The organism is Paenibacillus sp. J22P15, assembly GCF_056269345.1.
On sequence record NZ_JBWDNT010000004.1, the window covers coordinates 316,237 to 342,388 of the forward strand.

The window sequence follows — 26,152 nt, forward strand, 5'->3', positions numbered from 1 at the left end:
GAGGGAGTTTATGAGCTGTATTTTTTTAAAATCGTTGATAGAGTGAGAAGGGGCCATATATAGTTATTGCTTGGATAATGAACATATACGCTGCCAGGAAGCGCAGCTCCAGTTGGGTAGGTGTACGTCCAATCTCGCCGTTCAAGCGATTGGAGCAAAGCTTCGACTCCTCTTTCCAAAGAGGCATTCGGTTTTGCATATACAGCTGTAAGCGCATCGAGTGCCCATGCCGTCTGAGAAGGTGTACTCGCGTGGAGCGGGACATAATGCTTCACTTTATCGCTCAGACAGGATTCACCCCAGCCTCCGTCTTCGTTTTGGATGTTTAACAGCCACTTTACGCCCTTCTGAATAGCAGGATGGTCAGCGGGTACACCAACAGCTGACATCCCTTTAATTGCAGCACCTGTGCCATGGGTATATGCAATTCCCCACCGACCATACCAGCTACCATCTCTCTTCTGCTGCGAGAGAATCCATTGCACGCTGTCATCAAGCCAGCGATGGCCGATCGTCATATCGAGCTCATCTCCCAGAAATCCAAGCACACGGCCTGTTAAGTCTACTGTTGAAGGATCTGTAGAGATGTCAGAGGAACCTTCGAAAGTAAAGAAGCTTGCGGGCAGCTGGTTGCCTTGGCGCTCAAACGCAGGCCAGCCCCCATCATCATTACGCATCGCTAATACCCAGTTTAGACCTCTTTGCCAGTTGGCATGTAAACCATTGGCTTCGGATATATAGGGACGTATAGCGCGAAGAACCGAGGCGCTGTCATCGACGTCAGGGTACAGCGTGTTTACATCGGAGAAGCCCCAGCCTCCCGCAGGCGTATTCGGCAATCGCTTTGCCCAATCCCCCATACGAACTTGCTGCCTTGAGAGCAAATAAACACCAGCTTTCTGGGGAGCAGGCATACTGGGTGAGGCCCCAGCCTCTCGCAAAGCGTAGGCCAACATTGAAGTGTCCCATACTTCAGAGGATGCGACCTGAAGATGGGGTCTATCGATGCACATTACAGAGAAAATACCAGACAATAATCGGTTGATAGCAGGTGAATCAGCGGAATAACCTAGCGATAATAAAGATAATATCATCAAAATAGTCGCAGTAGAGAAGGTCAGCAGTGTGCCGTTTGGCTCCAGTCTTTCGAACATAAATGCCTCAGCTTGCTCGTATGTAGTTTTGGAGCTGGAAGGAAGCAGGCTTGATAAAGGCAAGCTGGAAATAAATTCATTCAAAGCGGATATCCATGTGGTATCATTCGAAAAAGCACGTGAGGTTCCGGCAAAAAGATAAGCTAAATCCGGCATGTTTGCCGTTATGCGTACAAATTGTTTGTTAGCCATTATTAAGGTTGGGACAAGATGGACGCGTGCATGACCGGAAAGAGAGAACAAGTCTAGACCAATCCCAATATCTGAGAAAAAAGCTTCAAGCGGGATACGCAGCAACCGCGGCCATTCTGCTTGACCAGCAGCGGCAAAGATAACCTGCGTAAGCAGGGATCTAACTTCAGCTATACCGCCGCTTTTCAGAATAAACTGCTTAGCCCTTAACATACGAGGATCAGACTCGTAATAAAACCCCGCATACAGCAGTGCAAAGTAGGCCTCAGCGGTCGCATCCAAGTTGCCTTCGATCTCGTCAGGAAAAACCTTCCACACACCATTTTCCTCCTGCTTAGAAGCTACTCGTGCCGCAAGCATATGAATCAAACGTTCATCTGCTCTTCCTAATAGACGAAGTAAAATAATCAAGTAACTATCGGTCATCGTCCCTGAATCAAAACACATTCGCCATGCACCATCCTGCGACTGCTGCCCAATCAGATCGGCAGACATTTCATCTATCCGTGCACGGATTCGTTTCATATCCATTTGGCGCATTCATCCTTTGCATCCTTAGTTGCTTAATGTATATGCACCTAGATGCCAACACAGTCGGAGACCGCAGATAGGGAATGTACCGTGTAATGATTCCGCTTACTCACTTTGAGTCAGCAGTCGTTGAAGCAGCATAGCGAGAGCCATAGAATTAGCGCCATCTTTATGGCGAATGATTGAGAAATCACGTTCAAAGCGCTGCTTATTCAATCGAAGCTGAATCAATTCCCCCGTTTCTACTTCTTTTCTTACGACCCAGCGTGACAACATGGCTATCCCTAATCCGGATACGACAGATTCTTTCACACTTTGACTGCTATTGAAAATGTAAGAGCGTTTTTGATTAATTCGCGCATCACGAAAAAATTGATCGCTAAAGGCCCGTGTACCAGAGCCGCTCTCTCTCAGAACCCAAACTTGATTTTGAAGCATTTCAGCGTCAACAAAGCGCTCCGCAGCAAGCGGATGAGCAGCTGGGGCAATTAGAATCATTTCATCTTTCATATAAGGCGTAACAACTAAATCAGTTGACGTTGTGTCGCCTTCAATGAGTCCAATATCGAGTTCATTAGATCTGACGGCTTGTACAATTTCCTCTGTATTTCCAATTGTGGTTTGCAAAGTTACTAACGGATATTGGACAGCAAATTCAGCGAGCCGCCTTGGAAGAACATATTCACCTATCGTAAAGCTTGCACCAATTCGCAGACTTCCCGTTACTTTATCCTGCAATAGCTGAATGTCTTGCTTAGCTTCCTCATATAAAGCCAAAATTTGCTTGGCTCGTTGATACATAATATGCCCGGCTTCAGTAAGCCGAACTTGCTTCGGAGAACGATGCAGAAGCTTAGCGCCAAGCTCATTTTCTAAATTACGAATATGCAGGCTTACGCCTGGTTGAGAAATATTCAATAAATCGGCTGCTTTTGAGAAATGGCTCTGCTCCGTTACAGTAACAAATACCCGTAATGCCTCGATAATCATCATAATCCCTCATTATTAAACTCGATTTTCACCCTATGTAAAGTAACATTATGACAAAAATGCGATAAATGCAATTCAATCATAAGTATTACTAATGATTAAGATAGGGAATAGGTATTTCACATTGTAGGTTGGGTGCCTTATAGTGAATGCAACAAGGTTAAATCAATTAAGTTTTGAGGCAGAGGTGATGGTCATGATAATAAGAGAAGTTATAAGGAGTCATAATAATAGAGGATCAGGTTTTACAATTGGTGTAGCCTATACAATAGTGATTGCCATTTCCGCGAAATGTATCGCAATGCTTCCTTTATTTAATGTTATGGGGCAGCTTGTAGTAGCAATATTGCTTGGCATCGCATTTCGAGCATGGATAGGTATTCCAGAGCAGGCGACGAGCGGCATATCATTTTCAAGCAAAAAACTGCTGCGATACGGTATTATCCTTCTTGGACTCCGACTGAATTTGAATGATATTTTACATGCGGGGCCGAAGGTGTTTGTCATTGCTGTAGTAAATATTATATTCACAATTTTCGTTGTATACGGGATTAGCAAATGGTTGAAGATCGACAGAAATCTAGGACTCTTAACGGCTTGCGGCACGGCAATCTGCGGTGCTGCAGCTGTAGTAGCAATAGCACCGCAATTGAAGGCAAGTCAAATTGAAACGGCAATTAGTGCGGCGACAGTTGCCATTTTAGGAACAATCTTTACATTAGCATACACGGTATTATATCCGGTGCTCGGGCTGAGCGATACCGGCTATGGAATTTTTGCCGGGGCAACGCTTCATGAGATCGCACATGTCATTGCTGCCGCTGCACCTGGAGGGCAAGAAGCGATAGATTTGGCTGTAATCGTAAAAATGACTCGAGTAGCGATGCTTGTCCCAGTTGCCATAATCATAGCAATTTTGAATGGGCGCAAAGCTCAGAAATCAGAAAAAATCAATTTGAAGCAACTGCCTATTCCATGGTTTATCGTCGGATTTCTTGTCATGAGCGGAATCAATACATTAGGTGTCATTCCAGCTGAAATTACCACAAATCTTATTGTTGCCGCTTATTTTCTCATCGCGATGGCGATGGCGGGTCTCGGGCTTGGTGTCGATATCGATGTATTCAGGAAACGCGGAAAAAAACCTTTTATCGCTGGATTTATCGGTTCGGTCCTATTGGCTGGACTAGGTTTACTGCTCGTGCATTGCTTTCAATTGGCTTAATAAGGTGGAAAAAAAGTCCGCAGGGCAATTGCAGCCTAGCGGACTTGGTTCGCTCATTCACTATCTAATTACATCTTAAAGGAGGAGAGGAATTTTGCTGCGGGTATTGCCGAATATGCTTGATCCGTGATTCTGCATTTAAGTTAACGCCATTGCCGATCTGAATGCTGGCAGCTGAGCCGGATGCAATAACTTGTATGTATCCGACCGTAATATTCGGTGAACAGTTAGTTCTAAACAACGCGAAGTTCTGAGTATTGTCAAATTCGGGATCGAGGAGAATGGGCAGCGGCCTTGAGAAGATATCATAGGATTCAAAAAAAACTTCACCTGAAGTCAAATGATCTTCCTTCCGTTGAACGGCTAACGCTCGAAGCTTAGCTTTCGTATCAGCTCGATCTCCGAGCTGTACAATACCAGACTGAGCGACGCTTATAATGCGAAGGAAACCGACCGTCGCTGTTCGTACGGGGTACGTATTTAGAGATTGGTCATTTATCCGATTCATTGTTTTACCTATGACGTGCCAAATGTACTGCTCGATTCCTCAGGCTCTGGAAATGGAGCAATCGGACCAACAATGACTGATTCCGGTGGTGTATCGAACATGGAGTATAACGCGACGTTATCTGTATCGCCTACTTGCAGCATAGATGCGCTAGATACGCCGAGCACTTCAATTTGACCAACACTTAAAAGATGATTAACGACTTTGAAATAAAGCATTATGACATTCCTCCAGTTGAAGGGGAGCTAGTTTGCAGTTGGCGCATGTAAGCGAGCAGCGCTGCGTCCGCATCCCTTATTGTTTTGGCTAATACGCTAGCTGTAACTGCAGTGTGATCATTCGATGTCCGCTTTGCATCATCGCCTTGACCTGCCTTTTGCATATAATGTTGAATACGTGTGGGTACTTGTTTACGAACATCATTAATAACGATCTGTCGATGATAAGGATCTAATGGAATTTGAAGCTCTTGTTCATAGGAAAGCAATCTTTGTGGAGCTTCCTCATCCAAAAAGCGAGTCATTCCATTAAAAATATCGTTGTATAGCCCGTTTTGCGGCGGAATAGATGAACCCGCAGTCGGAAAAACAGGCGTCTGTGATACAGCCTGCTGTTCAATGGTACCGGGAAATGTATCGTCACTCATACCTGGTGCGGTCATCCCGATATTAAGCGTGCCATCAAGCTTCTCAACTTTCAATTGATCAAAATGATATTGAATGCCTTCTATATTGTAAGTAGGACGCGCTTCGAGCTGCTTAACCTGCTCGCATAAAGCTGCTACTTTTGCTTCAAGCGCTCCGAGCCGCTCTTGCTGCTCTTTAAGCTTATTTTGCACTTCAAGAGACCACATTTGCCAAGGGGAAAGCGGATTAGGCTGCTGCATGTGACTTGCTCCTCCTACTCATAATGAGTTCGAATTTATCGCTTAGGTAGGGTTTGGCAGAGGTACGAAAGAAAGCGGGTTATCGGCGGCCAGCTCTGGAGCGGGCTCGGTGAACCCGCCGCTATTATAGAGCTGTGACAATGAGCGAATGGATCCAGCGCTGCCGACCTGTAAGACAGAGCTGTTCGATACGCTGTCGACACGAAGCTGATGGATCGTAATTTGTTGATGAATGGTTAAGCTCATATTGCACTCACATCATTATTTGAATTATCTTGCAAGTCCGGGTCAAGGGTGTTTGTTGCGCTGACAGCATTATTTGAGTTCGTTAGACTGCCTGTCAGGAATGATCCTGATCCTGCATATGTCTTTGACGAGCTATTTGGAGACACTTCCAAGGTGTCACCAAATTGAATAATGGAGCCGGAACCAACGCTAACAATTTTGACAAAACCGACGACAGCTGGCATGAGCATCCTCCCTTTTTATAGTTGATTTTTTTATGATTAGGCGATTGTGGTATATCTTATGCGGCATTCGCCCAGAGGTTACCGTGGCGAAAGTATCGCTAATGCCACTAGGCGCATATGCTGTTAGAAGTGCTGGAAGGCGGGTGTTTGCTTGTGGCATCCAAATGGGATGAAATGGAACGATGGATGGAGAAGCAGCAAATGCCTAAGGGCTTTGAGCTGCTGCGTGAGCCGGATTGGGTGGAGCAATATGTGCGGAAAATGTTGACCAAGGCGCTGCCAGAAGCGGCTGGCGTAATGATCGGAGGCGGATCAGCGACCTTTTCTGAGACACGTCATTTCTTGAGTGTAAAAATTAAATTGCCGGAAGGCTTTAATAAAGAGCAGTTGCGGTTGTTCGTAAGAGAGGATCGGCTGCGCCTGAGTGGTCTGCCGAGTGAGAAAGAAGAGACGATCAAGCTGCCTAAGCTCGTGAAACCGAGGGTCTGCAAGACGACGGTGAAGGACAATGTGCTCCATGTAAAGCTTCAGAAGAGAGCGACCAATCGTAATTATCACGAAGCGATTATTCGTTGGTAGATTAGTCATGCTAGTATAGGAGGGCACGTATCTAAACGAGATGTGCTCTTTTTGTCACGAAATCGACAGGGATTACAGCTGGCTAATGGTTTCTCTATCCCTTATAATGTCTAATGAACATGTACATATTAGTAAAAAAGGGAGTGTGTTCAGTGTCATTAGTCGATGTAAGCAGTGTTTCTGCTAACTTATTTATACTTGGAATCGTCTTTCTAATGCTTATTTTCGGTTTACTCAGCTTTGGCATCTTGCGAATGTTTCAGCAAAAATTTCGTACGGGCTGGTTTAGCTTTGCAGGCGCGGTCGTGAGTTTCGTTGTCTTTATGTATATACTAAATAAGTGGTATCTATAGTTTTATAGCTGATCACGACCGGAGGTAACGGCTTGACCTGGACAATTATATGGTTTTTTATTAACATGCTGTTTGTCATTTCCATTATCAGCTATATGTTTTTGCATCGTACATATTCGGAATCGAAACGGCTATCCAATGATTCCTCACTGGTCAAAAGACTGAATACAAGGCGTAAGCTGGTTGGGTTTACTAGTATTGTGTTATTTGTAGCGATGTGTGCTAGTTTTATGATCAATATGAGATTAAATGGTTAAATCGAGGCTCTCATTGACGAGAGCTTTTTTTTTCGTCATTATGGAGATAAACAATTTTTTAGTCCGGAGGTTCGACAAATGCATACTATGGAAGACATTATAAGACGCATGTCTAGTCAAGGATTGAGAATAACGGATCAGCGGAAAACGCTTGCAAAGCTATTTTCAGAGACACCAGGCTATTTGGCGCCGAAAGAAGTCTATGAATATATGGGGAAATCGTATGCAGGCTTAAGCTTCGATACAGTATATCGTAATTTGCGAGTCATGGAAGAGCTCGGTGTATTGGAGCAGGTAATATTCGAAGAAGGCGGCAAATTCAAGCTGCATTGCAGGGAGCATGAGCATCATCATCATATGATTTGTCTGCAATGTGGAATGACTTATCCCATTACTTTTTGCCCAATGGAGCAAACGAGCGTTCCTGATGAATTTCGGGTCGTGAAGCATAAATTCGAGGTGTTCGGCTATTGTAAGGGATGTATTCAAGATGAGCCTGCAGTAAGCGAAGCCTAATGACGAAACCACGCGTAATGCAAAGGGTAACGAAGGCTCCGATACTCTTCTATCGTAAAGTTATTTCACCTTTGACGCCGCCCTCATGCCGTTTTTACCCGACCTGCTCTATGTATGCGCTGGAAGCGATTGAGAAGCATGGTGCGGCTAAAGGCTCTTGGCTCGCGATCAAGCGAATCGCACGTTGCCACCCATTTAACGCTGGCGGATTTGACCCTGTCCCGCCTGTAAGTGAAGACAAGATAGATGCTCCTTGACAGAGGGGGTTCTATTTGGGTATATTTTGATTTATAAGCAGTATAATAAATATTGGATTTCTTTATATGTCCGTGGAACGGATAAGTACAATAGTAGACCCTTTGCAGAGAGCCGGGAAAGATGGTGCAAGCCGGTAAGGGACATGATTGGAAAATGGTCCGGGAGGATTCGCTTTCAAGCTGCAGCGTTATTGCTGAGTAAGGGAGCGACGCGAGGCTGGCGTTAACGGCGTAAGCCGCCTGTTTGGCGGCACACGAAGCTTTCTAGAAATTTCGGCTCAGCCGTTCATTTCTAGATTGAAATTTGGGTGGTACCGCGTGAGTTCTAACTCTCGTCCCATGATGGACGGGAGTTTTTTGCGTTTTTTTTAGACTAATTTATTTTGGAGGGCTTCTGATGACGAAAGAAAATACATTTTATATTACGACGCCGATCTATTATCCGAGTGATAAGCTTCATATCGGTCATGCTTATACGACGGTGGCTGGGGATGCAATGGCTCGTTATAAGCGCCTTCGCGGCTATGATGTATGGTATTTGACTGGAACGGATGAGCACGGTCAGAAGATTGAGCGCAAGGCCAAGGAGAAGGATCAAACGCCGCAGCAATTCGTTGACGACATTGTTGTTGGCATTAAAGATCTGTGGTCGAAGCTTGAAATTTCGAATGATGATTTCATTCGGACGACCGAGGAGCGACATAAGCTTGTTGTAGAAAAAATATTTGCTCTGCTCTTAAAGCAAGATGATATTTATAAAGGCACGTATGAAGGCTGGTATTGTACGCCTTGTGAATCGTTTTTCCTTGAGCGTCAGCTAGAAGATGGCAAATGTCCGGATTGCGGTCGCCCAGTTGAGCTTGTGAAGGAAGAAAGTTATTTCTTCCGTATGAGCAAATATGCAGATCGTTTGTTGAAGTACTATGAAGATCATCCTGACTTCATTCAGCCTGAATCACGTAAAAATGAAATGATCAACAACTTCATAAAGCCAGGTCTTGAGGATTTGGCAGTGTCACGCACAACGTTTGATTGGGGAGTAAAGGTTCCTGGAGACGCCAAGCATGTCATTTATGTGTGGATTGATGCGCTGTCAAACTATATTACAGCTCTCGGATACGGCAACGAAGACAATGATCAAAAGTTCCGTGATTTTTGGCCTGCTGATGTTCATTTGGTAGGGAAAGAGATTGTTCGTTTCCATACGATTTATTGGCCGATCATGCTGATGGCGCTTGAATTACCGCTTCCTAAAAAAGTATTTGCACACGGCTGGCTTCTGATGAAGGATGGCAAGATGTCGAAATCCAAAGGTAACGTTGTTGATCCAGTAATGTTGATTAATCGTTATGGACTAGATGCACTTCGTTATTACCTCTTGCGCGAAGTACCGTTCGGAGCAGATGGTACATTTACTCCAGAAAACTTTGTAGAGCGTATCAACTTCGATTTGGCGAATGACCTTGGCAATCTGCTCAACCGAACAGTTGCGATGATTGATAAATATTATGACGGTATTATTCCGCCATTCGCTGGAGCAGTAACGGATTTTGATGAATCCTTACAGAAGCTCGCGAGTGAAACGATTGTACAGGTTGAAGCTGCTCTAGAGAACATGGAGTTTTCTGTTGCCCTTGCATCGCTTTGGCAGCTTGTGAGCCGTACAAACAAATATATTGACGAAACACAGCCATGGGCATTAGCGAAGGATGAGTCCAAGAAAGATCAACTTGCTTCGGTTATGCATCATTTGGCGGAGTCGCTGCGTATTGTATCTATTTTGCTGCAGCCGTTCTTGACGCATTCCCCGCGGGAAATGTGGAAGCAGCTTGGACTTGAGCAAGGTGAATTAACTTCATGGGAGAGCACTAAGCAATTTGGCTTGCTTCCTGGAGGAACCAAAGTAAGCAAGGGCTCACCGCTGTTTCCTCGTCTTGATACAGCAGAGGAGTCTGCTTTTATCGCTGCAGAGATGGGCGGCGGAGCGCAGCCAGTTGAACAGGCTGTTGCTGTAAATGCGACAGAGAAGTCTGCAAACGATACTGCAGAGCCTGCAGTAGATAGCAAGGAAGAAATTGCGATTGACGACTTTGCAAAGGTTGAACTGCGCGTGGCTCAGGTCATTGCCGCTGAACCTGTGCATAAAGCTGATAAGCTCCTAAAGCTTCAACTTGATTTGGGTTATGAGCAGCGGCAGGTCGTCTCTGGTATTGCTAAGTTCTATACCCCGGAACAAATGGTGGGCCGCAAAGTCATATGCGTAACGAACTTAAAGCCTGTGAAGCTGCGCGGTGAATGGTCGCAGGGCATGATACTAGCTGCATCCCATGGCGATCAGCTTACTCTGGCTACAGTTCCTGAGAACATGCCAAATGGTGCGGTAGTTAAATAACGTTTCATGTTTTTGAGTAGAGGTGCTTCAGAAGTGATATAACTTCTGAAGCACCTCTATTTTTTTGTAACGGAAAATACGTTAATCCAGCACCAATCATATTTCATTCGAATTTGGTCAATACAAGTAATCTATGAGGTTGACAGTCTATTTCAGGTCGTCGTATAATACTAAACGTAATAGTAACGATTACGAAGAAGACTGAAAGAATGAATGGAGAGAATCGCAATTGAATACATTGAAATCATTGACAAGACCTGTCGCACTTAGTTTTCTACTTGCAGCATTGCTGCTGTTTGCCGCAGCTTGCGGTAATAATACCGACGACGTAAATACTCCGATTAAAGATAATGGAGGGGATACCGCTAATCAGGTTAGTGTCGTTACCAGCTTCTATCCACTCTATTTTCTAGCAAACGAAATTGGCGGAGAGCATGTCAATGCAGTTAATCTTGTTGCTGCGGGTGTTGAGCCGCATGACTGGACGCCGAAGAGCCGAGACCTAGACACCGCCTCGAAAGCGCAGTTGTTTATGTATCATGGAGCGGGACTAGAGGGATGGGTGGATGGTTTCCTGAAGGGCCTGTCCAATGATAGCACTGTAGTGACCAAAGAAATGAGCGAAGGGATTACGTTAATCGAGGGTAGTGAGGACGACAACGAGCACGAAGATGAGCATGTTCATGAGGAAACGGAAATACCCGCTCATGAGCATGACGGTGTTGATCCACATACGTGGGTCAGCCCCAAATCAGTGCTTATTTTAGCTGAGAATGTTAAAAATAGCTTAGTAGAAGTTGATGGCAATAACAAATTAGATTACGAGAAAAACTATGAAGCGCTAAAAGTTAAGCTGGAAGCTATCGATGCGGAATATACAACAAAACTTACGCAAGTAAAAAATAAATATATGGTGACCTCGCATCAAGCATTTGGTTATTTAGCACGAGACTATGGCTTGAAGCAAATCTCGATTATGGGACTTAGTCCAGATGCAGAGCCTCGTGCACAGGATTTGCTCAAAATTTCGAAGTTTGTTAAAGCGAATGATGTGAAATATATCTTTTTTGAAGAATTAGTATCAAAGCAGCTTGCAGAAACGCTAGCTGGCGAAGCTGATGTTGAGACGATGGTGCTTAATCCGCTTGAAGGGCTAACGCCGGATCAAGAAAAACAGGGTGAGAACTTCTTCACGCTAATGGAACGAAACTTGCAAAATCTTGTGCAAGCATTACAATAGATCAAAAGGTAAGCCTGCGGAGCAGATCTATGCTCCGTATTGCTATGAGGAGAGAAATTATGGCGCAATCAAATCAAATGACAAATGCTGAGGCTAGCTGCCACCAAGAGGTTATTTCATTGGAGGACGTCTCCTTTTCTTTTCAACAGCAGACTGTCATTTCGAATCTGAGCTTCGCGGTGAAGGAACGAGATTTTATCGGATTGATCGGTACGAATGGCGCTGGGAAAACGACTTTACTGCGGATGATTGTTGGGTTGTTAAAGCCAACCAGCGGCACGATCCGGCTGTTTGGAGAGAAAGTAGACAAATTTAAGCAATGGGAGCGAATCGGCTACGTTCCACAGAAAAATACGTTGAATCCATTATTTCCGGCTACCGTTCGAGAAGTAGTTTTATCTGGACTTTATGGGCGGAACAAGCTGTTTAAAAAAATAAATAGGATGGATCATAAGAAATGTGAGGATGCTCTGCATGCAATGGGCATTGAAGATATAAAGGATAAACGTATTGGACAGCTTTCGGGCGGTCAGCAGCAGCGTGTATTTCTTGCTAGAGCACTGATTAATAATCCATCGCTGCTTATATTGGATGAGCCTACAGTCGGGATAGATACCGAGACGCAGGAGAGCTTCTTTCATATGATCAAGCACATGCATCAGCATCATAATATTACATTTCTAATGGTTTCTCATGATTTGGAAATGATACGCTCCTATCTGGGACAAGAGCCGGCTGCAGGAAATGGGAAATTGAAGTTTCATATTAAACACTCGCACGAAACGCAGGACTGTGTAGAAAATGATTTGGCACATAGTCTGAAAGGACTTAGGGAACAAATGGAGAGCAGGAAAGAGGTTGTTTTGATTGGAGATCGTAACTAGTGAATTTTTTCAAAGAGCTCTAATTGGCGGTCTTCTGATCGGCGTAACAGCTCCCCTAATAGGCTTATTTCTTGTGCTTCGCAGACTTTCGATGATTGGGGATACGTTATCCCATGTGTCTATTGCCGGCGTAGCGCTAGGTTTCTTGATTGGCGTTTATCCGATAGCAATGGGATTTGTATTCGCAATAATCGCATCCTTTGCTATTGAAAAACTTAGAAAAGCATATAAATCCTATGCTGAGTTGTCCATCGCTATTATTATGTCAGGCGGGGTTGCACTAGCGTCTTTATTATTTACGCTGGGAAAAGGTTTTAACAGCAATGTAAACAGCTATTTATTTGGAAGCATTTATACGCTCAACATGACAGATCTTTACGTTATAGGTTTCGTTACGCTTATCGTTCTTATTGCGATTAGACTGCAAGTGAAGGAGCTTTTCTTGCTTACCTTTGACGAGGATGCTGCAGCAGTTAGCGGCTTGCCCGTCAAATTTTATAATGTTATGATTAGCGTGCTTACTGCACTTGTTATTAGTGTATCTATTAAAATTGTAGGTGCGCTGCTTGTTTCGGCATTGCTGACCATACCGGCCGCATGCAGCTTGGTTATCGCTCGCAGCTTTCGTCAAAGCGTTATAACAGTCGTCATTATAGGCGAGATTGCTGTTGTATTGGGCTTGCTCATCGCTGGTGTTTGGAATTTGGCGCCTGGCGGTACAATCGTATTGCTGCTAATTACTGTGTTGCTATTGCTGCTCGTATTCCGCAGAGGTGTGCGTCCAGGCAGTTAATTAGAATTGGGGTGAAAGGGTTTGTCAGACATTAACATTTGGCTGGCATTTGGCGCGGGTTTTGCTTCATTCATATCTCCTTGCTGTTTGCCGCTTTATCCCTCGTATTTGTCATACATAACGGGTATTTCTGTGGCCGATTTGAAGGGGAACACGAATGCAAAACCAAAGCGTATGCGAACGATGTCACACACGCTGTTTTTCATTTTGGGCTTCTGTACCGTGTATTATGCATTAGGGTACGGAACGAATGTGTTCGCTGAGTTTTTTAGTGAGTATAGGCAGCTTATTAGACAATTATCCGCAATCTTAATTATTTTAATGGGATTATTCCTAATCGGACTATTTCAACCGCAGCTGCTCATGAAAGAAAGAAGAATGAATCTTATTCCGAAAAAAGCAAACTATGCAAGCTCGTTTATTTTCGGAATTGGCTTCTCAGCCGGCTGGACGCCATGTACGGGACCGGCACTGACGGCGATTTTGGGCCTTGCTGCGTCTGAGCCAGGTACTTGGTTTCAGTTAACGACAGCATACTCATTAGGTTTTGCCATACCTTTTTTTGTATTAGCCTTTTTCCTTGGCACAGCCAGATGGATTCTCAAATATTCCGCAAACGTTATGAAAGTTGGCGGGGTAGTGATGATTTTGATGGGTGTTTTATTATTTACGGATCAAATGACGAAAATTACGATTTGGCTAAATATGATTACACCAGATTGGCTTAAGTTTTAAGCGAGATTCTACGTAAAATATTCAATTTTCGCTTCTGGAAAATGGTCGAAGATGCGCTCCGATATATACATGCGGAGCGCATTTGCTTGTTCATCGGGGTAAACGTATTTGCCTTGTCCCCAGCGTCCCCATTTGTATTTTCGTTTTTCAATGTCCATTTCAAGCTTTGTACGTGGATATCGTTTTTCAATGACCGTTTTTGCTGTTTTCGTAAACCGATGCTGAATAAGCTCAAATGTCAGATCGTTAGTTACATCCTGCGGGAGCTTGTCTGCAAGTGAGGATATAAGCTCTGCATAGCCATCCTCCCAGCCATCATGCCAAATAATAGGGGCGATGATAAAGCCCATTGGATAACCGGCTCTAGCGACCTTTGCAGCCGCCTCAATTCGCTGGTCAAAACTTGAAGTAGCTGGCTCGAAATGTTTGATCACATGTTTGGCGTTTACGCTAAACCGTATGCGCGTATGTCCATTGTGGCTCGCATCGAGCAGGGAATCCACATGGTGAAATTTGGTGACGAAGCGGAGCCGGCCATGCGCTTGTGTTCCCATAAAATCAATAAGTTCGCGAAGACTGCCTGAAATGGGCTCAAGACCGACAGGATCAGAGGTGCACGCCGCTTCGAAGCGGGTAATTTCAGGTTTTCGCTCATCGATGTAACCTTGCGCTGCCTGCAGGATGTCGTCAATATTGACATAGATACGAATATAAGGCTTGGCGCCTAATGTAGTTTGCAAATAACAATAATGACAATGTGCCATGCAACCTGTTGCAATGGGAATGGCATACTCAGCCGACGGCTTAGATGTGTCGAATTTCAATGTTTTTCGTAAACCGACGACGAGTGTTCTTTTGGCGAATTTGTATTGTTCAAGTTCGGTATCGCCAGGTAAATTAGTGATTCGATTGTGGGAGGTCGTCATGCGATACGGAATGCCTTCTTTTTTGACCCATTCAAAAATTTTTTGCCCTTTGGGATAATCGAGCGCAGATGGTTCAAAATAAACGAGCTCAGGAACGAAGGAGAGGGTGGAACGATTTTGTTTGGGACGATCGACGATAATTGTGCTCAATGGTCATTCCTCCAGATTATTAATCAGTAGCAGTATCCATCTATTGTGCGGAGAATGAGCGATGCTGAAACTGGTAAGATTAAGTGACATTTATCATTTGAAATCCATTTTGAGAAGGAGATAAAGTTGCGGTGCATACAATGAACAGTGTATGATACAATGAGTAACGCCTGCGAAACAAGGTGAAGAAGTATGGTTAGGGGGTTCTTCAGTGCCGACACCGAGCATGGAAGACTACTTGGAAAGAATTTATAAGTTGATTGATGAAAAAGGTTATGCACGTGTCTCAGACATAGCAGAAGGACTTGAGGTGCATCCATCCTCGGTCACTAAGATGATCCAAAAGCTCGATAAAGATAATTATTTGATCTATGAGAAGTATCGCGGACTTGTGCTAACCAATAAAGGAAAGAAAATGGGCAAAAGGCTCGTTGACCGGCATCAGCTGCTGGAGTCATTCCTTACGACTATTGGCGTACAAGATGAAAATATTTATCAGGATGTTGAAGGGATTGAGCATCACCTTAGCTGGGACTCTATAACCTGTATTGAAACATTAGTTGAATATTTCCGGAGAGACTCTCAGCGGTTGGACGAGCTTCGCGCATTGCGGACGGAAATGGACGGCGAGTAATACATATTAAATCGAACAATAAGAAAAAGGTCTGCGGCATTAATGCCGCAGACCTTTTTCTTATTGTTAATGATATTTGGGGGTGTCTTCATCTTCCTTGCCGCCATCAATAACACGAAACGGAACGGTTTTGGAACGAGACTTGTTATACTTCGATTTTCCAGCGGCAGTGCGCTTTGGTATTACATGTGTTCGATCCTGCTGCGAGCTGTATCCTCTTAAGAAAGAAGGCGGATATTTATAAAGCCAGAAAATGCCGCCAAGCACCACAATGGGAATAATAAAAGTTAACGGACTCTTGATAACGCTGTATACGAGACCGATTACCAGCAGCGCCAAAAACGAGATGGACCATACATTCCATTTGCTTGGGATTCTGCTCATTGTCATACCGCCTTTCCATAATCATTAGAGATTATTTCATTTGTTTGTCAAGTTCCAGCATGCGTTTAAAGGAAGCGATGGATACTGCCACTTGTTCATCACGCGGTTCTTTCGTTGTTAGCAGCTGCAGCCATAGACCCGGATAACCGAGGTAGCGAAGCACTGGGATATCACGCAGAGCATTCGTCCAGCGCAGCACCTCATACGAGAGACCCAGCACTAGAGGGAGCAGCAAGATACGGATATAGACGCGTTCCCATATCGAATCCCAAGTAAAGATAGGAAGCGAGTAGACAACAACACCGACTATTACGGTGAATACGATAAAGCTTGATCCACAACGATAATGAAGGCGGCTGTATTTCTGTACATTTCGTATCGTAAGCTCTTCGCCGGCTTCATAGGTGCTAATTACTTTATGCTCCGCTCCATGGTATTGGAACAACCGTTTGATGATCGGCGTCATGGAGATGAAATATAAATAAGCAAGCAACAAAATGATTTTGATGAGTCCTTCTAACAAATTATGACCGATTTTACTTTCAAATACCCCTGAGAACAAAAGCTCTTCAAGTGCAGCAGGTGCTGCGGTAAAAATAAGTTTTCCGAAAATAAAGGATAAAACACCGGCGACGGCTACGCCAACGACCATGCTGAGGCTCCAGCCCTGCTTTTTCTCTTCCTTGACTACGGCAGCAGGTTCAGTCTTGAGCGTTTCCTTTTCCTCACCAGCTTCGTCCTCCGCATAAGCTTCCATAGAGAAGTTCAAATGCTGCGAGCCTTTGGCGCTAGACTCTAGAATGCCTACAACACCTCGGACGAGCGGGATTTTCTTTAGAGCTTGAATCCAGCTCTTGGTTGTACGCGGTACCTCATAAAATACGATTTCATCATTCTTGCGCCGGACAGCTGTTACGTTAACATGTTTACCTGCAAACATAACGCCTTCAATAACTGCTTGTCCGCCATATATGCTTCGGGAGTCTTGCGGCAAGTGCTTGTCACCTTCCTTGAGTGGAATATCGTCTTAGCTGTTACGACGAATGTACCTATAACTTAGTAAGTCTATTGTACTTGATCTATCAGTCAATTGCCAACGTCAGCATAAAGGAAGTGAGAGGCGTAATAATGGTAACATGCGGTTACGGTTCGTCATTATTTCACATACTAATTCGGACAACAATGGAAATAGAAATGGAGGTGTTGCATAATGGCCAATAAAAATCAGCGAAATCACAATGATCAGGAAGAGCATGTAACAAATCCATGGCTTTACTCACTCCAAATTGGTTTTTTTGCAGGCTTAATATGGGGTGTAGTACGCTGGTTGTTTTACGAAATGAATTTTACGAAGGTGCTGCCGGGCTTCGCAGCAGATCCGTTCTTTAAGGAATCCTTTCTTAAGACAGGCTGGGGAGAGGTAGTGGGAATAGGAGCCTTCGTTATTTTTTCAATAGCTGCAGCTTTCCTTTATAAAATATTGCTTGGCAAAATGCGAGGACCTTGGCCAGGCATTGTGTACGGGGCGGTGTGGTGGGCGATACTTTTTATTGCAGTAGGCCCAATGCTCGGCATAATGGAAGGCATCACAAAGGCGGGCTGGAATACCCTTTTCACGGAGCTGTGCGTCTTTCTATTGTGGGGTGTATTCATTGGTTATTCCATTGCTTTTGAGTTCACAGATGAAGCAGAGAGGGAGCCAATTAGAGCTCAGTAAAGAGTTCTACTTCTCAAGCGGCAGACATTTGTGGTAAAATGGCTAATGATCTTTGAACATATGATGGATTCGGTTGCTTGGGAGGTGCATTCATGCACAAAATTGTTGTTTTGAACGGACCGAACTTAAATATGCTCGGCATTCGTGAGCCTAGTGTATACGGGACAGAAACACTTGCAGACATCGAATCGCTCTTGAAGGATAAGGCCGAGACGCTTGGCGTCTCTGTTGAGTTTTTCCAAACGAATCATGAGGGCGATATGATTGATCGAATACATAGTGCGTACGGCAAGGCAGACGGTATCGTCATTAATCCTGGTGCTTGGACCCATTACAGCTACGCGCTGCGCGACGCGCTTAGTACGGTTGGTTTGCCGATCATCGAGGTGCATATGTCGAACATTCACAAGAGAGAAGCGTTCCGTCATGTGTCCGTCGTTGCTGCAATTGCAGTCGGTCAAATTGCTGGATTTGGGTCTGACAGCTATGTGCTTGGGCTTACCGCGCTCGTTCGTCACTTGAACAAAAAGCAATGAGTTAAGAAAGGGTGATGCGGTTATGGCAAACGATAGAGTAAAACGACTTCGGCAGCTGATGGAAGAACATTGCTTTGAAGCGATACTAATTGGAAGCGAGTATAACCGTCGCTACATAAGCGGATTCACTGGTTCGTCAGGTATGGTGTTGATCACACAAAGTGAAAGTTATTTGCTTACGGATTTCCGCTATCGCACGCAAGCGCCGCAGCAGGCGGTTAACTTTCAAATTGTTGAGCATGGGGCAAACCCGCTTGCGGATGTGCTCGAGCTGTTAAGACAGCAAAAACTGTCGAAGCTTGCTTTTGAACAAGACCATGTTGTATTCAGTGAATTTACAGCTTGGTCGAAGACATTAGACGGCATCACTCTTGAGCCTGCATCTGGCTTGGTTGAACAGCTCCGATACATTAAGGACGAGGCTGAGCTGCAAATTATGCAGGAGGCTGCTGATCTTGCGGACAGCACCTTCAATCATATATTGAAGCTGATCCGTCCAGGAGTCCGTGAAACAGATATCGCACTTGAAATGGAAGTTTATATGCGCAGTCATGGCGCGACTTCTTCTTCCTTCGATACGATTGTAGCATCGGGTGAGCGCTCGGCGCTGCCGCATGGAGTAGCAAGTGATCGTATTATTGGTAATAATGAGTTTGTAAAGCTTGATTTTGGAGCTTATTTTAACGGCTATTGCTCTGATTTGACTCGGACAGTCGTGGTCGGAATACCGACAGCTAAGCATCTCGAGATTTACAATATCGTGCTTGAAGCGCAATTACACGCTCTTGAGCATATTAAGCCAGGCATGACCGGTCGTGAAGCGGATGCGCTGACTCGCGATATTATTACGAAATACGGCTATGGCGATCTATTTGGACATGGTACCGGACATGGACTAGGCATGGAGATTCACGAAGCGCCTAGATTGTCCAAATTTAGCGAAACGATTTTAACCCCCGGCATGACAGTTACGGTAGAACCCGGCATTTACGTACCAGGCTTCGGCGGCGTGCGCATTGAGGATGACATCGTTATTACTGAAACCGGTATTAAAATATTAACCTCATCCCCGAAGGATCTAATCACTCTGGGTTAAGGACTATTCATTCAGGAGGGAATCAGCAATGATTTCAGTAAACGATTTTAAAACAGGCTTGACCGTGCAAGTAGACACAGATATTTTTACAGTTCTTGACTTTCAGCACGTTAAGCCCGGTAAAGGCGCTGCATTCGTTCGCTCTAAGCTGAAAAACCTTCGCAACGGAAACGTTGTTGAGAAAACGTTCCGTGCAGGCGAGAGCATTGGTCGCGCGATTATCGAAAACCGTGAAGTACAATATTTGTACAACTCTGGTTCAGAGTACACATTTATGGATAACGAGACGTTTGACCAATTCAACTTGGACAAGAAACAGCTTGAGTGGGAGCTTAACTTCCTGAAAGAAAACATGAACGTAAACATTTCGAGCTATCAAGGTGAAATTCTTGGTATTCAAATGCAAAACAGCGTAGAGCTGAAAGTTATTGAAACAGAGCCAGGCGTGAAGGGCAATACAGCGCAAGGCGCAACAAAAACAGCTAAGGTTGAAACTGGCCATAACGTTCAAGTTCCTCTGTTCATTAATGAAGGCGACGTTTTGCTGATCGATACTCGTGAAGGCAAATACATCTCGCGCGCTTAGCAGGCAGCTTGATTAACCGTCCGTATATATTCGGACGGTTTTTTTGTAAGAGAATATACCCAATGAGGACTTCAATGTGATATAATATTGACTTGTATGTACATGTCAGGGTTAGGAGTGAATCGGCTTTGTCGTTGATAGTGATGAAGTTTGGCGGCAGCTCTGTAGGAACGCCGGAGCGGATGCAGCGTGTAGCGAAACGTATAATTGAGAGACAGCAAGAGGGCAATGATATCGTTGTTGTCGTTTCTGCCATGGGCGATACGACAGACGATTTAATCGATCAGTCGAAGCAGCTTAATCCAAATCCGCCGGCGCGGGAAATGGATATGCTATTAACCGTAGGAGAGCAGATTTCGATAGCTTTGCTATCGATGACTGTAAACCAGCTTGGAGCCAAGGCCGTTTCCTTTACGGGATGGCAAGCAGGTATTCGTACAGAAGCGATGCACGGAAAAGCAAAGATGACTAATATTCATCCAGAGCGCGTGTTCAAAGCTCTTGAAGAAGGTAATGTAGCCATTATTGCAGGCTTCCAAGGGATGACGGAAGATGGAGAAATCACGACGCTCGGTCGCGGCGGCTCTGACACCACAGCAGTTGCAATGGCAGCTGCGATGAAAGCAGATGTTTGCGAGATTTATACCGATGTTGATGGCGTATACTCTACCGATCCCCGCATAGTTAAAAATGCACGCAAGCTAAACGAGATTTCGTATGATGAAATGCTTGAGCTTGCTAATCTAGGTTCAGCAGTATTGCACCCGCGTGCAGTTGAATATGCGAAGCATAACAATGTTAAGCTGGTTGTGCGTTCGAGCTTTACTCAAAACGAAGGTACATGTGTGAAGGAGGAAGCGGTCATGGAGCAAGGCGTGGTCGTTCGCGGCATCGCGTTTGACAAAAATGTAGCAAGAATAAGCATTATGGGTGTTGAGGACGTTCCTGGCGTGCTTGCCAATGTGTTTGGTGCTCTAGCAAGCAATGGCATCGACGTCGACATTATCGTACAAAGCGGTGTACAGGACGGCAAAGCTGATTTCTCCTTCACTGTTTCAGGTGATGACAAGGATAAAGCAATTTCAGTAATCGAAGGAATTCGCGGCATCGTTCCTTTCCGTGAAACAACATCGGAATCGGATCTTGTTAAGATATCTATTGTAGGTGCAGGCATGGTAAGCAACCCAGGTGTAGCAGCGAAAATGTTCGCGACGATTTCTACACTTGGCGTAAGCATCAAGATGGTGAGCACTTCTGAAATTAAATGTTCATGCGTGATTAACGCAGAGCCACTGCGAGATGTTGTGCTTGCGCTTCATACCGCATATGGTCTTGATACAGCTGAGCAAGCTTTTGTCGGCGGACCGCAGGATCGTCGTTAAACGAATAAGCATAATAAAGGCACGTTCCCCATTTAGGGAGCGTGCCTTTTTGTTGTTGTCTGCTTTTCCATGCAGCCGATCATGATCTCGTTAGTTGATCCCCATTCAAACGCGGAACTTCTCGGAAAATATCGATAGCAGAACATGCCTCTATATCTTTTTTCATCCCGAGCTTCATTATTTTTTTTCCTGTCATTCCGTTCATAATGGTTTCTTTCACATGAGCAGATCGATTCCGATACAGAGCGAGCATTGCAGAGCCGAAGTCATCCATCTCTATTGCAACATGGCTTATAGCTTGAAGTCTATCAAGTACAAGACCGGCGCATAAGCCGTCCTCAATTGCAAATTCATCATGACTTCCCGCGCACAAAATAACAACGTCCCTCCGCAGTTCAATTGCCGAGCGAGCGCATGCCTCCGCATTTAGCAGGGATGCTGTAAGCACATGATCGGCTCTCATTGATTTATGAATCGCTCTAGTACCATTCGTAGTCGTCAATACGATTCTTTTGCCTGCGACGACCTGTTCCGTATACTCCTCAGGCGAGTTGCCAAGATCAAAACCAGCGATTTTACGGCAAAAACGCTCACCGCCAAGCAAATCTCCCGGACGCTGAAGTGCGCGGGCCTCCATCACCGTTTCGGCGGGAATAATGCATAAAGCTCCTGCGGCGATAGCGGTTACGATCGTGCTTGTCGCTCGCAGCACGTCGATAATAATCGCTGTTTTATGAGTAAATCTTGCGGAGCTGGCCTCGTTTACACTAGATATTACCTGTACTTGCATCGTAGTTATTCCGCCTTTCTCAAACTAGGTGCCATATCATATGCGCCTATCTATCTGCTGGTGTCCGGAATGAAAGGCAGACAAGCCAGCATATGATTAAACAAAAGCGGTATTGATGAAGGGAGGTTATCTTTCCATGCTTAATAAAGTTGTAATGACGATGGCATCGCTTCGGCTGACTTCAGGAACGATCGAAATTTGCGCTGCTCTGCTGATGCTTCGGATGAATCAAATTGACAAAGCGTTAGTTGTAAACTCTTCGCTTGCTTTAGTAGGCCCGCTCATTCTCATTGCGACAACAACCGTCGGACTGGTCGGGATGTCCGATAAGCTGTCTCCTTCGAAGTTTCTTTGGGTAGGGGCAGGTGTAATTTGTTTGATGATCGGTATTTTAAAAAAATAATAGATTCAACTCTAGCAAATGTGAAACGGAGCAGACATATTTTCGCAATACAAGCATACAAATAGGAACTACGAAGGACAAACATCCGGAGGAGTGATCACATGCTGGCACGCGTTGTACACTTATTGCCTTTGGAACTGAAGACGCTGCTAGAGCGCCTTCCTGAACAAATGCAAGAGCAGCTGGAGGAGATTCGGATTCGAGAGGGACGACCGCTTGAAATAGGATTACGCGGACAGTCTCGATTTATGATGATTGACGGGACGCTTAGACAAACGGCAGATGGAGCATACAAGCCCTCTGCAGATACATGCCGCAAGCTTCTCGAACGCATTACCAACTATTCCTTGTATGCAATGGAGGAGGAGCTGAGGAGAGGGTTTATAACAGTCTCGGGCGGTCACCGGATTGGACTAGCTGGCAGGACGATATTGGATAGCGGGGCCGTACGCGGGATTCGCGATATAGGCGCATTCAATATACGTGTAGCCAGAGAGGTGGTCGGTGCGAGCACGCTGCTCTTGCCTAAGCTGCTCGACCGTACAAGGAAAACGTTGCATTCCACTTTAATACTAGCGCCGCCGCAGCAAGGAAAGACGACACTCGTACGGGATATCGCCAGATCGGTAAGCTATGGCTTGTGGCCTACACTTGAAGCAAGCGGTTGGCAAGGAAGAAAGGTAGGAATTGTTGATGAGCGTTCGGAGATCGCAGCCTGCGTTCGCGGCATTCCTACATTTGATGTCGGGCCAAGAACTGATGTGATGGATGCTTGTCCCAAAGCTGAAGGTATGATGATGCTGCTCCGTTCGATGTCACCGGAGGTGATGATCATCGATGAGATCGGAAGACCTGAGGATGGAGAAGCCATTCGTGAAGCAAGTCATGCAGGAATTAGCGTGGTCGCCACTGCCCATGCCTACGATTTACAGGATGCCAAAGGCAGACCCGTGCTGCTGAAGCTGCTTGAAGAAGGAGCGTTTAAGTACGTTGTTGAGCTGAAACGTACTGAACAAGGAATCATGCACCGCGTTGTTCCTGCAGAAGCCATCGCTGAACGAGCTCCATCTAGAGTGATTACGTCCTCGAATCGCTCGCTAGTGGATCCTGCTCCTGCTTTCTCTGGGCGATACCGAGCTGGTGACCCGTGATTAAGCTGCTAGGCGCCGTTTTGATTTTATTTGCAGGCACGATGATCGGCTTCCAGCAAGCATCGAAATTCGCAGAACGTCCAAGGCAGCTAAGACAGCTCGCACATGCGCTGCAGCGGTTGGAGACAGAGATTGGTTATGGTCATACCCCTTTGCCAGAGGCACTAGAAAGAACAGCGGCGGCCTCTCCAGAGCCGCTGGCGACCATATTTCGTAAGGCGGCAAGCGGTGTCTGGGAAACCGAAAGCTTCACTTTCAGCGACAGTTGGGAGCAAGCGATAAAGTCGCAATGGGATATAACATCAATGCGACTAAACGAGCAAGCCATACTCATTCGACTTGGCTCGACGCTAGGGATAAGCGATAAGGAAGATCAAATCAAACATATTCATCTCGCGTTATTGCAGTTGAAGGCTGAGGAGGACTCAGCGAGAGACGATCAGGGGCGTTACGAGAAAATGTGGAAAAGCCTCGGTATTTTGATCGCTGTGCTGGTCGTCATTTTGATGGTGTAGTGGGGTGCCGCACTGATGAACATGGATGTGAGCGCCATTTTCCAAATTGCCGGAATCGGAATTGTTATCGCAATGATACATTCTGTGCTTAAGCAAATGGGAAAGGAAGATATGGCGCACTGGGTAACACTAATTGGTTTTGTTGTCGTGTTGTTTATGGTTGTTCGAATGCTGAATGAGTTGTTCCAGGAAATCAAAGCGATTTTTTTGTTTCAGTAGACGTCGTAATTTAGACGAGCATGCAAGCAGGTGAGCGAAATGGAAATGATTCAAATCGTTGGTCTGGGTCTGATGGCAACGGTACTCATACTTGTCGTTCGAGAGCAAAAGCCGATGTTCGCTTTTCTGCTCGCCGCATTTACAGGATTGTATATATTCCTGTATTTGATCGGCAAAATCGAAATTGTCATTTCTGTGCTTGAGGATCTGGCTAATCGATCAGGTATCCCTTCCATTTACTTAAAGACAATCTTGAAAATAATCGGAATCGCGTATATCGCTGAGTTTGGAGCGCAGATCGTCAGAGATGCAGGACAAGAGGGAATTGCATCAAAAATCGAATTTGCCGGCAAAGTGTTTATTCTCGTAATGGCCGTTCCTATTATAAGCGTCATTGTCGAGACGGTGATCGGGCTCTTGCCGGAGGGGGGGTGAAGCGAATGATTAAGCTCACTCCTGCACGAGATCGAGCCAAGCTGTTGCTGTTCATCTTGATGTCAATGCTCCTTTTCTCCATCGCTCCTACGGTCACTTATGCGATAAGCGGCGAGAGCGCAGAACCAGCTTTGGATAATCAAGTCCAAGCTGAGAAGCTCTCTAAGGAGCTGGCGACTCAGCAGCTTGGCGCACTAGAAACGAATGCGGTTGAGACCTATTGGAATAATCTCCGAAGCGAATACGGCGGTTATTTCCCAGAGCAGAAAATTCCAAGCTTTGTGGAAATGATTATGCCAGGCGGCGAGGGCCTTAAGTTTACGGACATGCTGAAAGGACTGCTGCGGTATTTGTGGCATGAGGTGCTCTACAACGGCAAGCTGCTTGTAACTATTGTCATGCTGACAGTGTTCAGTATGGTTCTGGAGACGATGCAAAATGCTTTTGAACGGAATGCAGTCAGTAAGGTTGCATACTCCATTACGTATATGGTGCTGATCATTATCGCGGTAAATAGCTTCCATGTTGCGATTGGTTATGCCAAAGGCGCAATCGAAAGCATGATTCAATTTATGCTTGCAATGGTGCCGCTGCTGCTTACCCTGCTTGCATCCATGGGCAATGTGGTCACCGTTTCCGTATTGCACCCGTTGATCATATTCATGATCCATGCCGTTGGAACTCTAATATACACGCTCGTATTTCCACTGCTGTTCTTCTCGGCCGTGCTTCATATCACAAGCGCCTTATCGGAAAAATTCAAAGTTACCCAGCTTGCCAATCTGTTGCGTAACATTGCAGTAGGCGTAATGGGTGTGCTGCTGACGATATTTCTAGGAGTCATTTCCGTACAAGGTGCGACAGGAGCAGTAACCGACGGGGTCACGCTGCGAACGGCTAAATTCGTAACAGGTAATTTCGTTCCTGTCGTAGGGAGAATGTTCTCCGATGCGGCAGATACGGTAATTTCGGCTTCTATGCTTGCAAAAAATGCAATTGGTTTAGCAGGTGTTATTATTCTGCTATTCATCAGCGCATTCCCTGCACTCAAAATATTGACGCTGGCGCTTATTTATAACATTGCAGCTGCTGTCATGCAGCCGCTGGGAGATTCGCCGATTGTTACCTGCCTAGAGACGATCGGCAAGACGATGATTTTCGTATTTGCAGCTTTGGCTGCTGTCAGTCTAATGTTTTTTCTCGCGGTTACAATCATTTTGACTGCAGGCAATGCAGCGATGATGGTCAGGTAAGGAAGGAGACGAG

The 26,152-nt window shown here is 45.3% G+C and carries 33 protein-coding genes; 22 read left to right on the forward strand and 11 right to left on the reverse strand.

Annotation, left to right across the window (positions count from 1 at the left end):
- Positions 1 to 8 precede the first annotated feature (8 nt).
- Together AC0YN6_RS12515 and AC0YN6_RS12520 are read right to left on the reverse strand one after the other, a co-directional pair.
- A complete protein-coding gene (locus AC0YN6_RS12515; RefSeq protein ID WP_475747171.1) occupies positions 9 to 1,877 on the reverse strand; it encodes a squalene cyclase in 1,869 nt (622 codons plus the stop codon).
- A gap of 105 nt (positions 1,878 to 1,982) precedes the next feature.
- On the reverse strand, positions 1,983 to 2,867 hold the full coding sequence (locus AC0YN6_RS12520; protein WP_475747479.1) for a LysR substrate-binding domain-containing protein: 885 nt from the start codon (positions 2,865 to 2,867) through the stop codon (positions 1,983 to 1,985).
- 202 nt (positions 2,868 to 3,069) lie between these two features.
- Between AC0YN6_RS12520 and AC0YN6_RS12525 the strand changes: the two genes are divergently transcribed.
- Positions 3,070 to 4,092, forward strand: a complete 1,023-nt coding sequence (locus tag AC0YN6_RS12525; protein ID WP_475747480.1) for a YeiH family protein — start codon at positions 3,070 to 3,072, stop codon at positions 4,090 to 4,092.
- A 64-nt stretch (positions 4,093 to 4,156) separates the two neighbouring features.
- Here AC0YN6_RS12525 and AC0YN6_RS12530 read toward each other — a convergent pair whose 3' ends face one another.
- The 5 genes from AC0YN6_RS12530 to AC0YN6_RS12550 are packed head-to-tail and all read right to left on the reverse strand — an operon-like array spanning position 4,157 to position 5,956.
- The gene (locus AC0YN6_RS12530; RefSeq protein ID WP_475747172.1) at positions 4,157 to 4,600 is read right to left on the reverse strand and encodes a spore germination protein GerPE; all 444 of its coding nucleotides are present in this window, start codon (positions 4,598 to 4,600) and stop codon (positions 4,157 to 4,159) included.
- An 8-nt stretch (positions 4,601 to 4,608) separates the two neighbouring features.
- A complete protein-coding gene (locus tag AC0YN6_RS12535) occupies positions 4,609 to 4,818 on the reverse strand; it encodes a spore gernimation protein GerPD (protein ID WP_475747173.1) in 210 nt (69 codons plus the stop codon).
- The gene (gerPC, locus tag AC0YN6_RS12540) at positions 4,818 to 5,486 is read right to left on the reverse strand and encodes a spore germination protein GerPC (protein ID WP_475747174.1); all 669 of its coding nucleotides are present in this window, start codon (positions 5,484 to 5,486) and stop codon (positions 4,818 to 4,820) included. Before gerPC ends, AC0YN6_RS12535 begins: the two co-directional genes overlap by 1 nt.
- Positions 5,487 to 5,528: 42 nt before the next feature.
- Complete coding sequence (locus tag AC0YN6_RS12545; RefSeq protein ID WP_475747175.1) at positions 5,529 to 5,732, reverse strand: spore germination protein GerPB; 204 nt, start codon at positions 5,730 to 5,732, stop codon at positions 5,529 to 5,531.
- Positions 5,729 to 5,956, reverse strand: coding sequence for a spore germination protein (locus tag AC0YN6_RS12550; RefSeq protein WP_475747176.1), 228 nt, complete (start codon positions 5,954 to 5,956; stop codon positions 5,729 to 5,731). Before AC0YN6_RS12550 ends, AC0YN6_RS12545 begins: the two co-directional genes overlap by 4 nt.
- 153 nt (positions 5,957 to 6,109) lie before the next feature.
- Here AC0YN6_RS12550 and AC0YN6_RS12555 point away from each other — a divergent pair, with 153 nt between their 5' ends.
- The 9 genes from AC0YN6_RS12555 (at position 6,110) to AC0YN6_RS12595 (ending at position 13,962) form a co-directional block, all read left to right on the forward strand.
- A complete protein-coding gene (locus AC0YN6_RS12555) occupies positions 6,110 to 6,535 on the forward strand; it encodes an Hsp20/alpha crystallin family protein (RefSeq protein WP_475747177.1) in 426 nt (141 codons plus the stop codon).
- 152 nt (positions 6,536 to 6,687) lie between these two features.
- Positions 6,688 to 6,888, forward strand: coding sequence for a hypothetical protein (locus AC0YN6_RS12560; protein WP_475747178.1), 201 nt, complete (start codon positions 6,688 to 6,690; stop codon positions 6,886 to 6,888).
- Between the two features lie 335 nt (positions 6,889 to 7,223).
- Positions 7,224 to 7,661, forward strand: a complete 438-nt coding sequence (locus tag AC0YN6_RS12565; RefSeq protein WP_475747179.1) for a Fur family transcriptional regulator — start codon at positions 7,224 to 7,226, stop codon at positions 7,659 to 7,661.
- The gene (yidD, locus tag AC0YN6_RS12570) at positions 7,661 to 7,918 is read left to right on the forward strand and encodes a membrane protein insertion efficiency factor YidD (RefSeq protein WP_475747180.1); all 258 of its coding nucleotides are present in this window, start codon (positions 7,661 to 7,663) and stop codon (positions 7,916 to 7,918) included. Before AC0YN6_RS12565 ends, yidD begins: the two co-directional genes overlap by 1 nt.
- A 397-nt stretch (positions 7,919 to 8,315) precedes the next feature.
- A complete protein-coding gene (metG, locus tag AC0YN6_RS12575; RefSeq protein WP_475747181.1) occupies positions 8,316 to 10,310 on the forward strand; it encodes a methionine--tRNA ligase in 1,995 nt (664 codons plus the stop codon).
- A gap of 229 nt (positions 10,311 to 10,539) precedes the next feature.
- Complete coding sequence (locus tag AC0YN6_RS12580; protein ID WP_475747182.1) at positions 10,540 to 11,550, forward strand: metal ABC transporter solute-binding protein, Zn/Mn family; 1,011 nt, start codon at positions 10,540 to 10,542, stop codon at positions 11,548 to 11,550.
- Between the two features lie 77 nt (positions 11,551 to 11,627).
- Positions 11,628 to 12,434: a metal ABC transporter ATP-binding protein gene (locus tag AC0YN6_RS12585; protein ID WP_475747481.1), complete on the forward strand. Its 807-nt coding sequence runs from the start codon at positions 11,628 to 11,630 to the stop codon at positions 12,432 to 12,434.
- Positions 12,418 to 13,227 (forward strand): metal ABC transporter permease, encoded by an 810-nt coding sequence (locus AC0YN6_RS12590; RefSeq protein ID WP_475747183.1) that lies wholly within the window; start codon positions 12,418 to 12,420, stop codon positions 13,225 to 13,227. Before AC0YN6_RS12585 ends, AC0YN6_RS12590 begins: the two co-directional genes overlap by 17 nt.
- 21 nt (positions 13,228 to 13,248) lie before the next feature.
- Complete coding sequence (locus AC0YN6_RS12595) at positions 13,249 to 13,962, forward strand: cytochrome c biogenesis CcdA family protein (protein ID WP_475747184.1); 714 nt, start codon at positions 13,249 to 13,251, stop codon at positions 13,960 to 13,962.
- An 8-nt stretch (positions 13,963 to 13,970) separates the two neighbouring features.
- Here AC0YN6_RS12595 and splB read toward each other — a convergent pair whose 3' ends face one another.
- The gene (gene splB / locus AC0YN6_RS12600) at positions 13,971 to 15,038 is read right to left on the reverse strand and encodes a spore photoproduct lyase (RefSeq protein ID WP_475747185.1); all 1,068 of its coding nucleotides are present in this window, start codon (positions 15,036 to 15,038) and stop codon (positions 13,971 to 13,973) included.
- 211 nt (positions 15,039 to 15,249) lie between these two features.
- Here splB and mntR point away from each other — a divergent pair, with 211 nt between their 5' ends.
- Complete coding sequence (gene mntR / locus AC0YN6_RS12605; RefSeq protein WP_475747186.1) at positions 15,250 to 15,672, forward strand: transcriptional regulator MntR; 423 nt, start codon at positions 15,250 to 15,252, stop codon at positions 15,670 to 15,672.
- Between the two features lie 66 nt (positions 15,673 to 15,738).
- Here the strand turns inward: mntR and AC0YN6_RS12610 are convergent, their stop codons facing one another.
- Entirely contained in the window at positions 15,739 to 16,056 is a 318-nt protein-coding gene (locus AC0YN6_RS12610; RefSeq protein ID WP_475747187.1) for a hypothetical protein, read from the reverse strand.
- Positions 16,057 to 16,087: 31 nt separating this feature from the next.
- Positions 16,088 to 17,050 carry a DUF1385 domain-containing protein gene (locus tag AC0YN6_RS12615; RefSeq protein ID WP_475747188.1) on the reverse strand — a complete coding sequence of 321 codons (963 nt, stop codon included), beginning with the start codon at positions 17,048 to 17,050 and terminating at the stop codon, positions 16,088 to 16,090.
- Between the two features lie 216 nt (positions 17,051 to 17,266).
- On the opposite strand from AC0YN6_RS12615, the gene AC0YN6_RS12620 reads away from it, so the two are divergent.
- From AC0YN6_RS12620 to AC0YN6_RS12640, 5 genes are all read left to right on the forward strand, one after another.
- Entirely contained in the window at positions 17,267 to 17,773 is a 507-nt protein-coding gene (locus tag AC0YN6_RS12620) for a YqhR family membrane protein (RefSeq protein WP_475747189.1), read from the forward strand.
- Between the two features lie 92 nt (positions 17,774 to 17,865).
- The gene (gene aroQ, locus AC0YN6_RS12625) at positions 17,866 to 18,309 is read left to right on the forward strand and encodes a type II 3-dehydroquinate dehydratase (RefSeq protein ID WP_475747190.1); all 444 of its coding nucleotides are present in this window, start codon (positions 17,866 to 17,868) and stop codon (positions 18,307 to 18,309) included.
- A 22-nt stretch (positions 18,310 to 18,331) separates the two neighbouring features.
- The gene (locus AC0YN6_RS12630; RefSeq protein WP_475747191.1) at positions 18,332 to 19,405 is read left to right on the forward strand and encodes a M24 family metallopeptidase; all 1,074 of its coding nucleotides are present in this window, start codon (positions 18,332 to 18,334) and stop codon (positions 19,403 to 19,405) included.
- 28 nt (positions 19,406 to 19,433) lie between these two features.
- On the forward strand, positions 19,434 to 19,991 hold the full coding sequence (gene efp, locus AC0YN6_RS12635; protein WP_475747192.1) for an elongation factor P: 558 nt from the start codon (positions 19,434 to 19,436) through the stop codon (positions 19,989 to 19,991).
- A gap of 128 nt (positions 19,992 to 20,119) precedes the next feature.
- Complete coding sequence (locus AC0YN6_RS12640) at positions 20,120 to 21,373, forward strand: aspartate kinase (RefSeq protein WP_475747193.1); 1,254 nt, start codon at positions 20,120 to 20,122, stop codon at positions 21,371 to 21,373.
- 79 nt (positions 21,374 to 21,452) lie between these two features.
- Here AC0YN6_RS12640 and AC0YN6_RS12645 read toward each other — a convergent pair whose 3' ends face one another.
- Entirely contained in the window at positions 21,453 to 22,163 is a 711-nt protein-coding gene (locus AC0YN6_RS12645; RefSeq protein ID WP_475747194.1) for a 2-phosphosulfolactate phosphatase, read from the reverse strand.
- Positions 22,164 to 22,299: 136 nt separating this feature from the next.
- Between AC0YN6_RS12645 and AC0YN6_RS12650 the strand changes: the two genes are divergently transcribed.
- The 6 genes from AC0YN6_RS12650 (at position 22,300) to spoIIIAE (ending at position 26,139) form a co-directional block, all read left to right on the forward strand.
- Positions 22,300 to 22,566 carry a YqhV family protein gene (locus AC0YN6_RS12650; RefSeq protein ID WP_475747195.1) on the forward strand — a complete coding sequence of 89 codons (267 nt, stop codon included), beginning with the start codon at positions 22,300 to 22,302 and terminating at the stop codon, positions 22,564 to 22,566.
- Positions 22,567 to 22,667: 101 nt separating this feature from the next.
- Positions 22,668 to 23,717 (forward strand): stage III sporulation protein AA, encoded by a 1,050-nt coding sequence (gene spoIIIAA / locus AC0YN6_RS12655; protein WP_475747196.1) that lies wholly within the window; start codon positions 22,668 to 22,670, stop codon positions 23,715 to 23,717.
- The gene (spoIIIAB, locus tag AC0YN6_RS12660; protein WP_475747197.1) at positions 23,714 to 24,232 is read left to right on the forward strand and encodes a stage III sporulation protein SpoIIIAB; all 519 of its coding nucleotides are present in this window, start codon (positions 23,714 to 23,716) and stop codon (positions 24,230 to 24,232) included. The genes spoIIIAA and spoIIIAB overlap by 4 nt, the downstream gene beginning before the upstream one ends.
- Before the next feature lie 15 nt (positions 24,233 to 24,247).
- Positions 24,248 to 24,451: a stage III sporulation protein AC gene (gene spoIIIAC / locus AC0YN6_RS12665; protein WP_475747198.1), complete on the forward strand. Its 204-nt coding sequence runs from the start codon at positions 24,248 to 24,250 to the stop codon at positions 24,449 to 24,451.
- Between the two features lie 39 nt (positions 24,452 to 24,490).
- Complete coding sequence (gene spoIIIAD / locus AC0YN6_RS12670; RefSeq protein WP_475747199.1) at positions 24,491 to 24,886, forward strand: stage III sporulation protein AD; 396 nt, start codon at positions 24,491 to 24,493, stop codon at positions 24,884 to 24,886.
- A gap of 5 nt (positions 24,887 to 24,891) precedes the next feature.
- Entirely contained in the window at positions 24,892 to 26,139 is a 1,248-nt protein-coding gene (gene spoIIIAE, locus AC0YN6_RS12675) for a stage III sporulation protein AE (RefSeq protein ID WP_475747200.1), read from the forward strand.
- Positions 26,140 to 26,152: the final 13 nt, after the last annotated feature.

Excerpts from the sequence above, each read along its gene's own strand:
- spoIIIAD (WP_475747199.1), top strand. The coding sequence starts at position 24,491 with ATGGAAATGATTCAAATCGTTGGTCTGGGTCTGATGGCAACGGTACTC.
- AC0YN6_RS12630 (WP_475747191.1), top strand. The coding sequence starts at position 18,332 with ATGGCAAACGATAGAGTAAAACGACTTCGGCAGCTGATGGAAGAACAT.
- AC0YN6_RS12550 (WP_475747176.1), bottom strand. The coding sequence starts at position 5,956 with ATGCCAGCTGTCGTCGGTTTTGTCAAAATTGTTAGCGTTGGTTCCGGC.
- spoIIIAC (WP_475747198.1), top strand. The coding sequence starts at position 24,248 with ATGAACATGGATGTGAGCGCCATTTTCCAAATTGCCGGAATCGGAATT.
- AC0YN6_RS12520 (WP_475747479.1), bottom strand. The coding sequence starts at position 2,867 with ATGATTATCGAGGCATTACGGGTATTTGTTACTGTAACGGAGCAGAGC.
- AC0YN6_RS12620 (WP_475747189.1), top strand. The coding sequence starts at position 17,267 with ATGGCCAATAAAAATCAGCGAAATCACAATGATCAGGAAGAGCATGTA.
- AC0YN6_RS12585 (WP_475747481.1), top strand. The coding sequence starts at position 11,628 with ATGACAAATGCTGAGGCTAGCTGCCACCAAGAGGTTATTTCATTGGAG.
- AC0YN6_RS12645 (WP_475747194.1), bottom strand. The coding sequence starts at position 22,163 with ATGCAAGTACAGGTAATATCTAGTGTAAACGAGGCCAGCTCCGCAAGA.
- AC0YN6_RS12515 (WP_475747171.1), bottom strand. The coding sequence starts at position 1,877 with ATGGATATGAAACGAATCCGTGCACGGATAGATGAAATGTCTGCCGAT.
- AC0YN6_RS12530 (WP_475747172.1), bottom strand. The coding sequence starts at position 4,600 with ATGAATCGGATAAATGACCAATCTCTAAATACGTACCCCGTACGAACA.
- metG (WP_475747181.1), top strand. The coding sequence starts at position 8,316 with ATGACGAAAGAAAATACATTTTATATTACGACGCCGATCTATTATCCG.
- AC0YN6_RS12650 (WP_475747195.1), top strand. The coding sequence starts at position 22,300 with ATGCTTAATAAAGTTGTAATGACGATGGCATCGCTTCGGCTGACTTCA.
- AC0YN6_RS12545 (WP_475747175.1), bottom strand. The coding sequence starts at position 5,732 with ATGAGCTTAACCATTCATCAACAAATTACGATCCATCAGCTTCGTGTC.
- yidD (WP_475747180.1), top strand. The coding sequence starts at position 7,661 with ATGACGAAACCACGCGTAATGCAAAGGGTAACGAAGGCTCCGATACTC.
- gerPC (WP_475747174.1), bottom strand. The coding sequence starts at position 5,486 with ATGCAGCAGCCTAATCCGCTTTCCCCTTGGCAAATGTGGTCTCTTGAA.
- AC0YN6_RS12535 (WP_475747173.1), bottom strand. The coding sequence starts at position 4,818 with ATGCTTTATTTCAAAGTCGTTAATCATCTTTTAAGTGTTGGTCAAATT.
- spoIIIAE (WP_475747200.1), top strand. The coding sequence starts at position 24,892 with ATGATTAAGCTCACTCCTGCACGAGATCGAGCCAAGCTGTTGCTGTTC.
- AC0YN6_RS12610 (WP_475747187.1), bottom strand. The coding sequence starts at position 16,056 with ATGAGCAGAATCCCAAGCAAATGGAATGTATGGTCCATCTCGTTTTTG.
- AC0YN6_RS12565 (WP_475747179.1), top strand. The coding sequence starts at position 7,224 with ATGCATACTATGGAAGACATTATAAGACGCATGTCTAGTCAAGGATTG.
- spoIIIAA (WP_475747196.1), top strand. The coding sequence starts at position 22,668 with ATGCTGGCACGCGTTGTACACTTATTGCCTTTGGAACTGAAGACGCTG.
- aroQ (WP_475747190.1), top strand. The coding sequence starts at position 17,866 with ATGCACAAAATTGTTGTTTTGAACGGACCGAACTTAAATATGCTCGGC.
- efp (WP_475747192.1), top strand. The coding sequence starts at position 19,434 with ATGATTTCAGTAAACGATTTTAAAACAGGCTTGACCGTGCAAGTAGAC.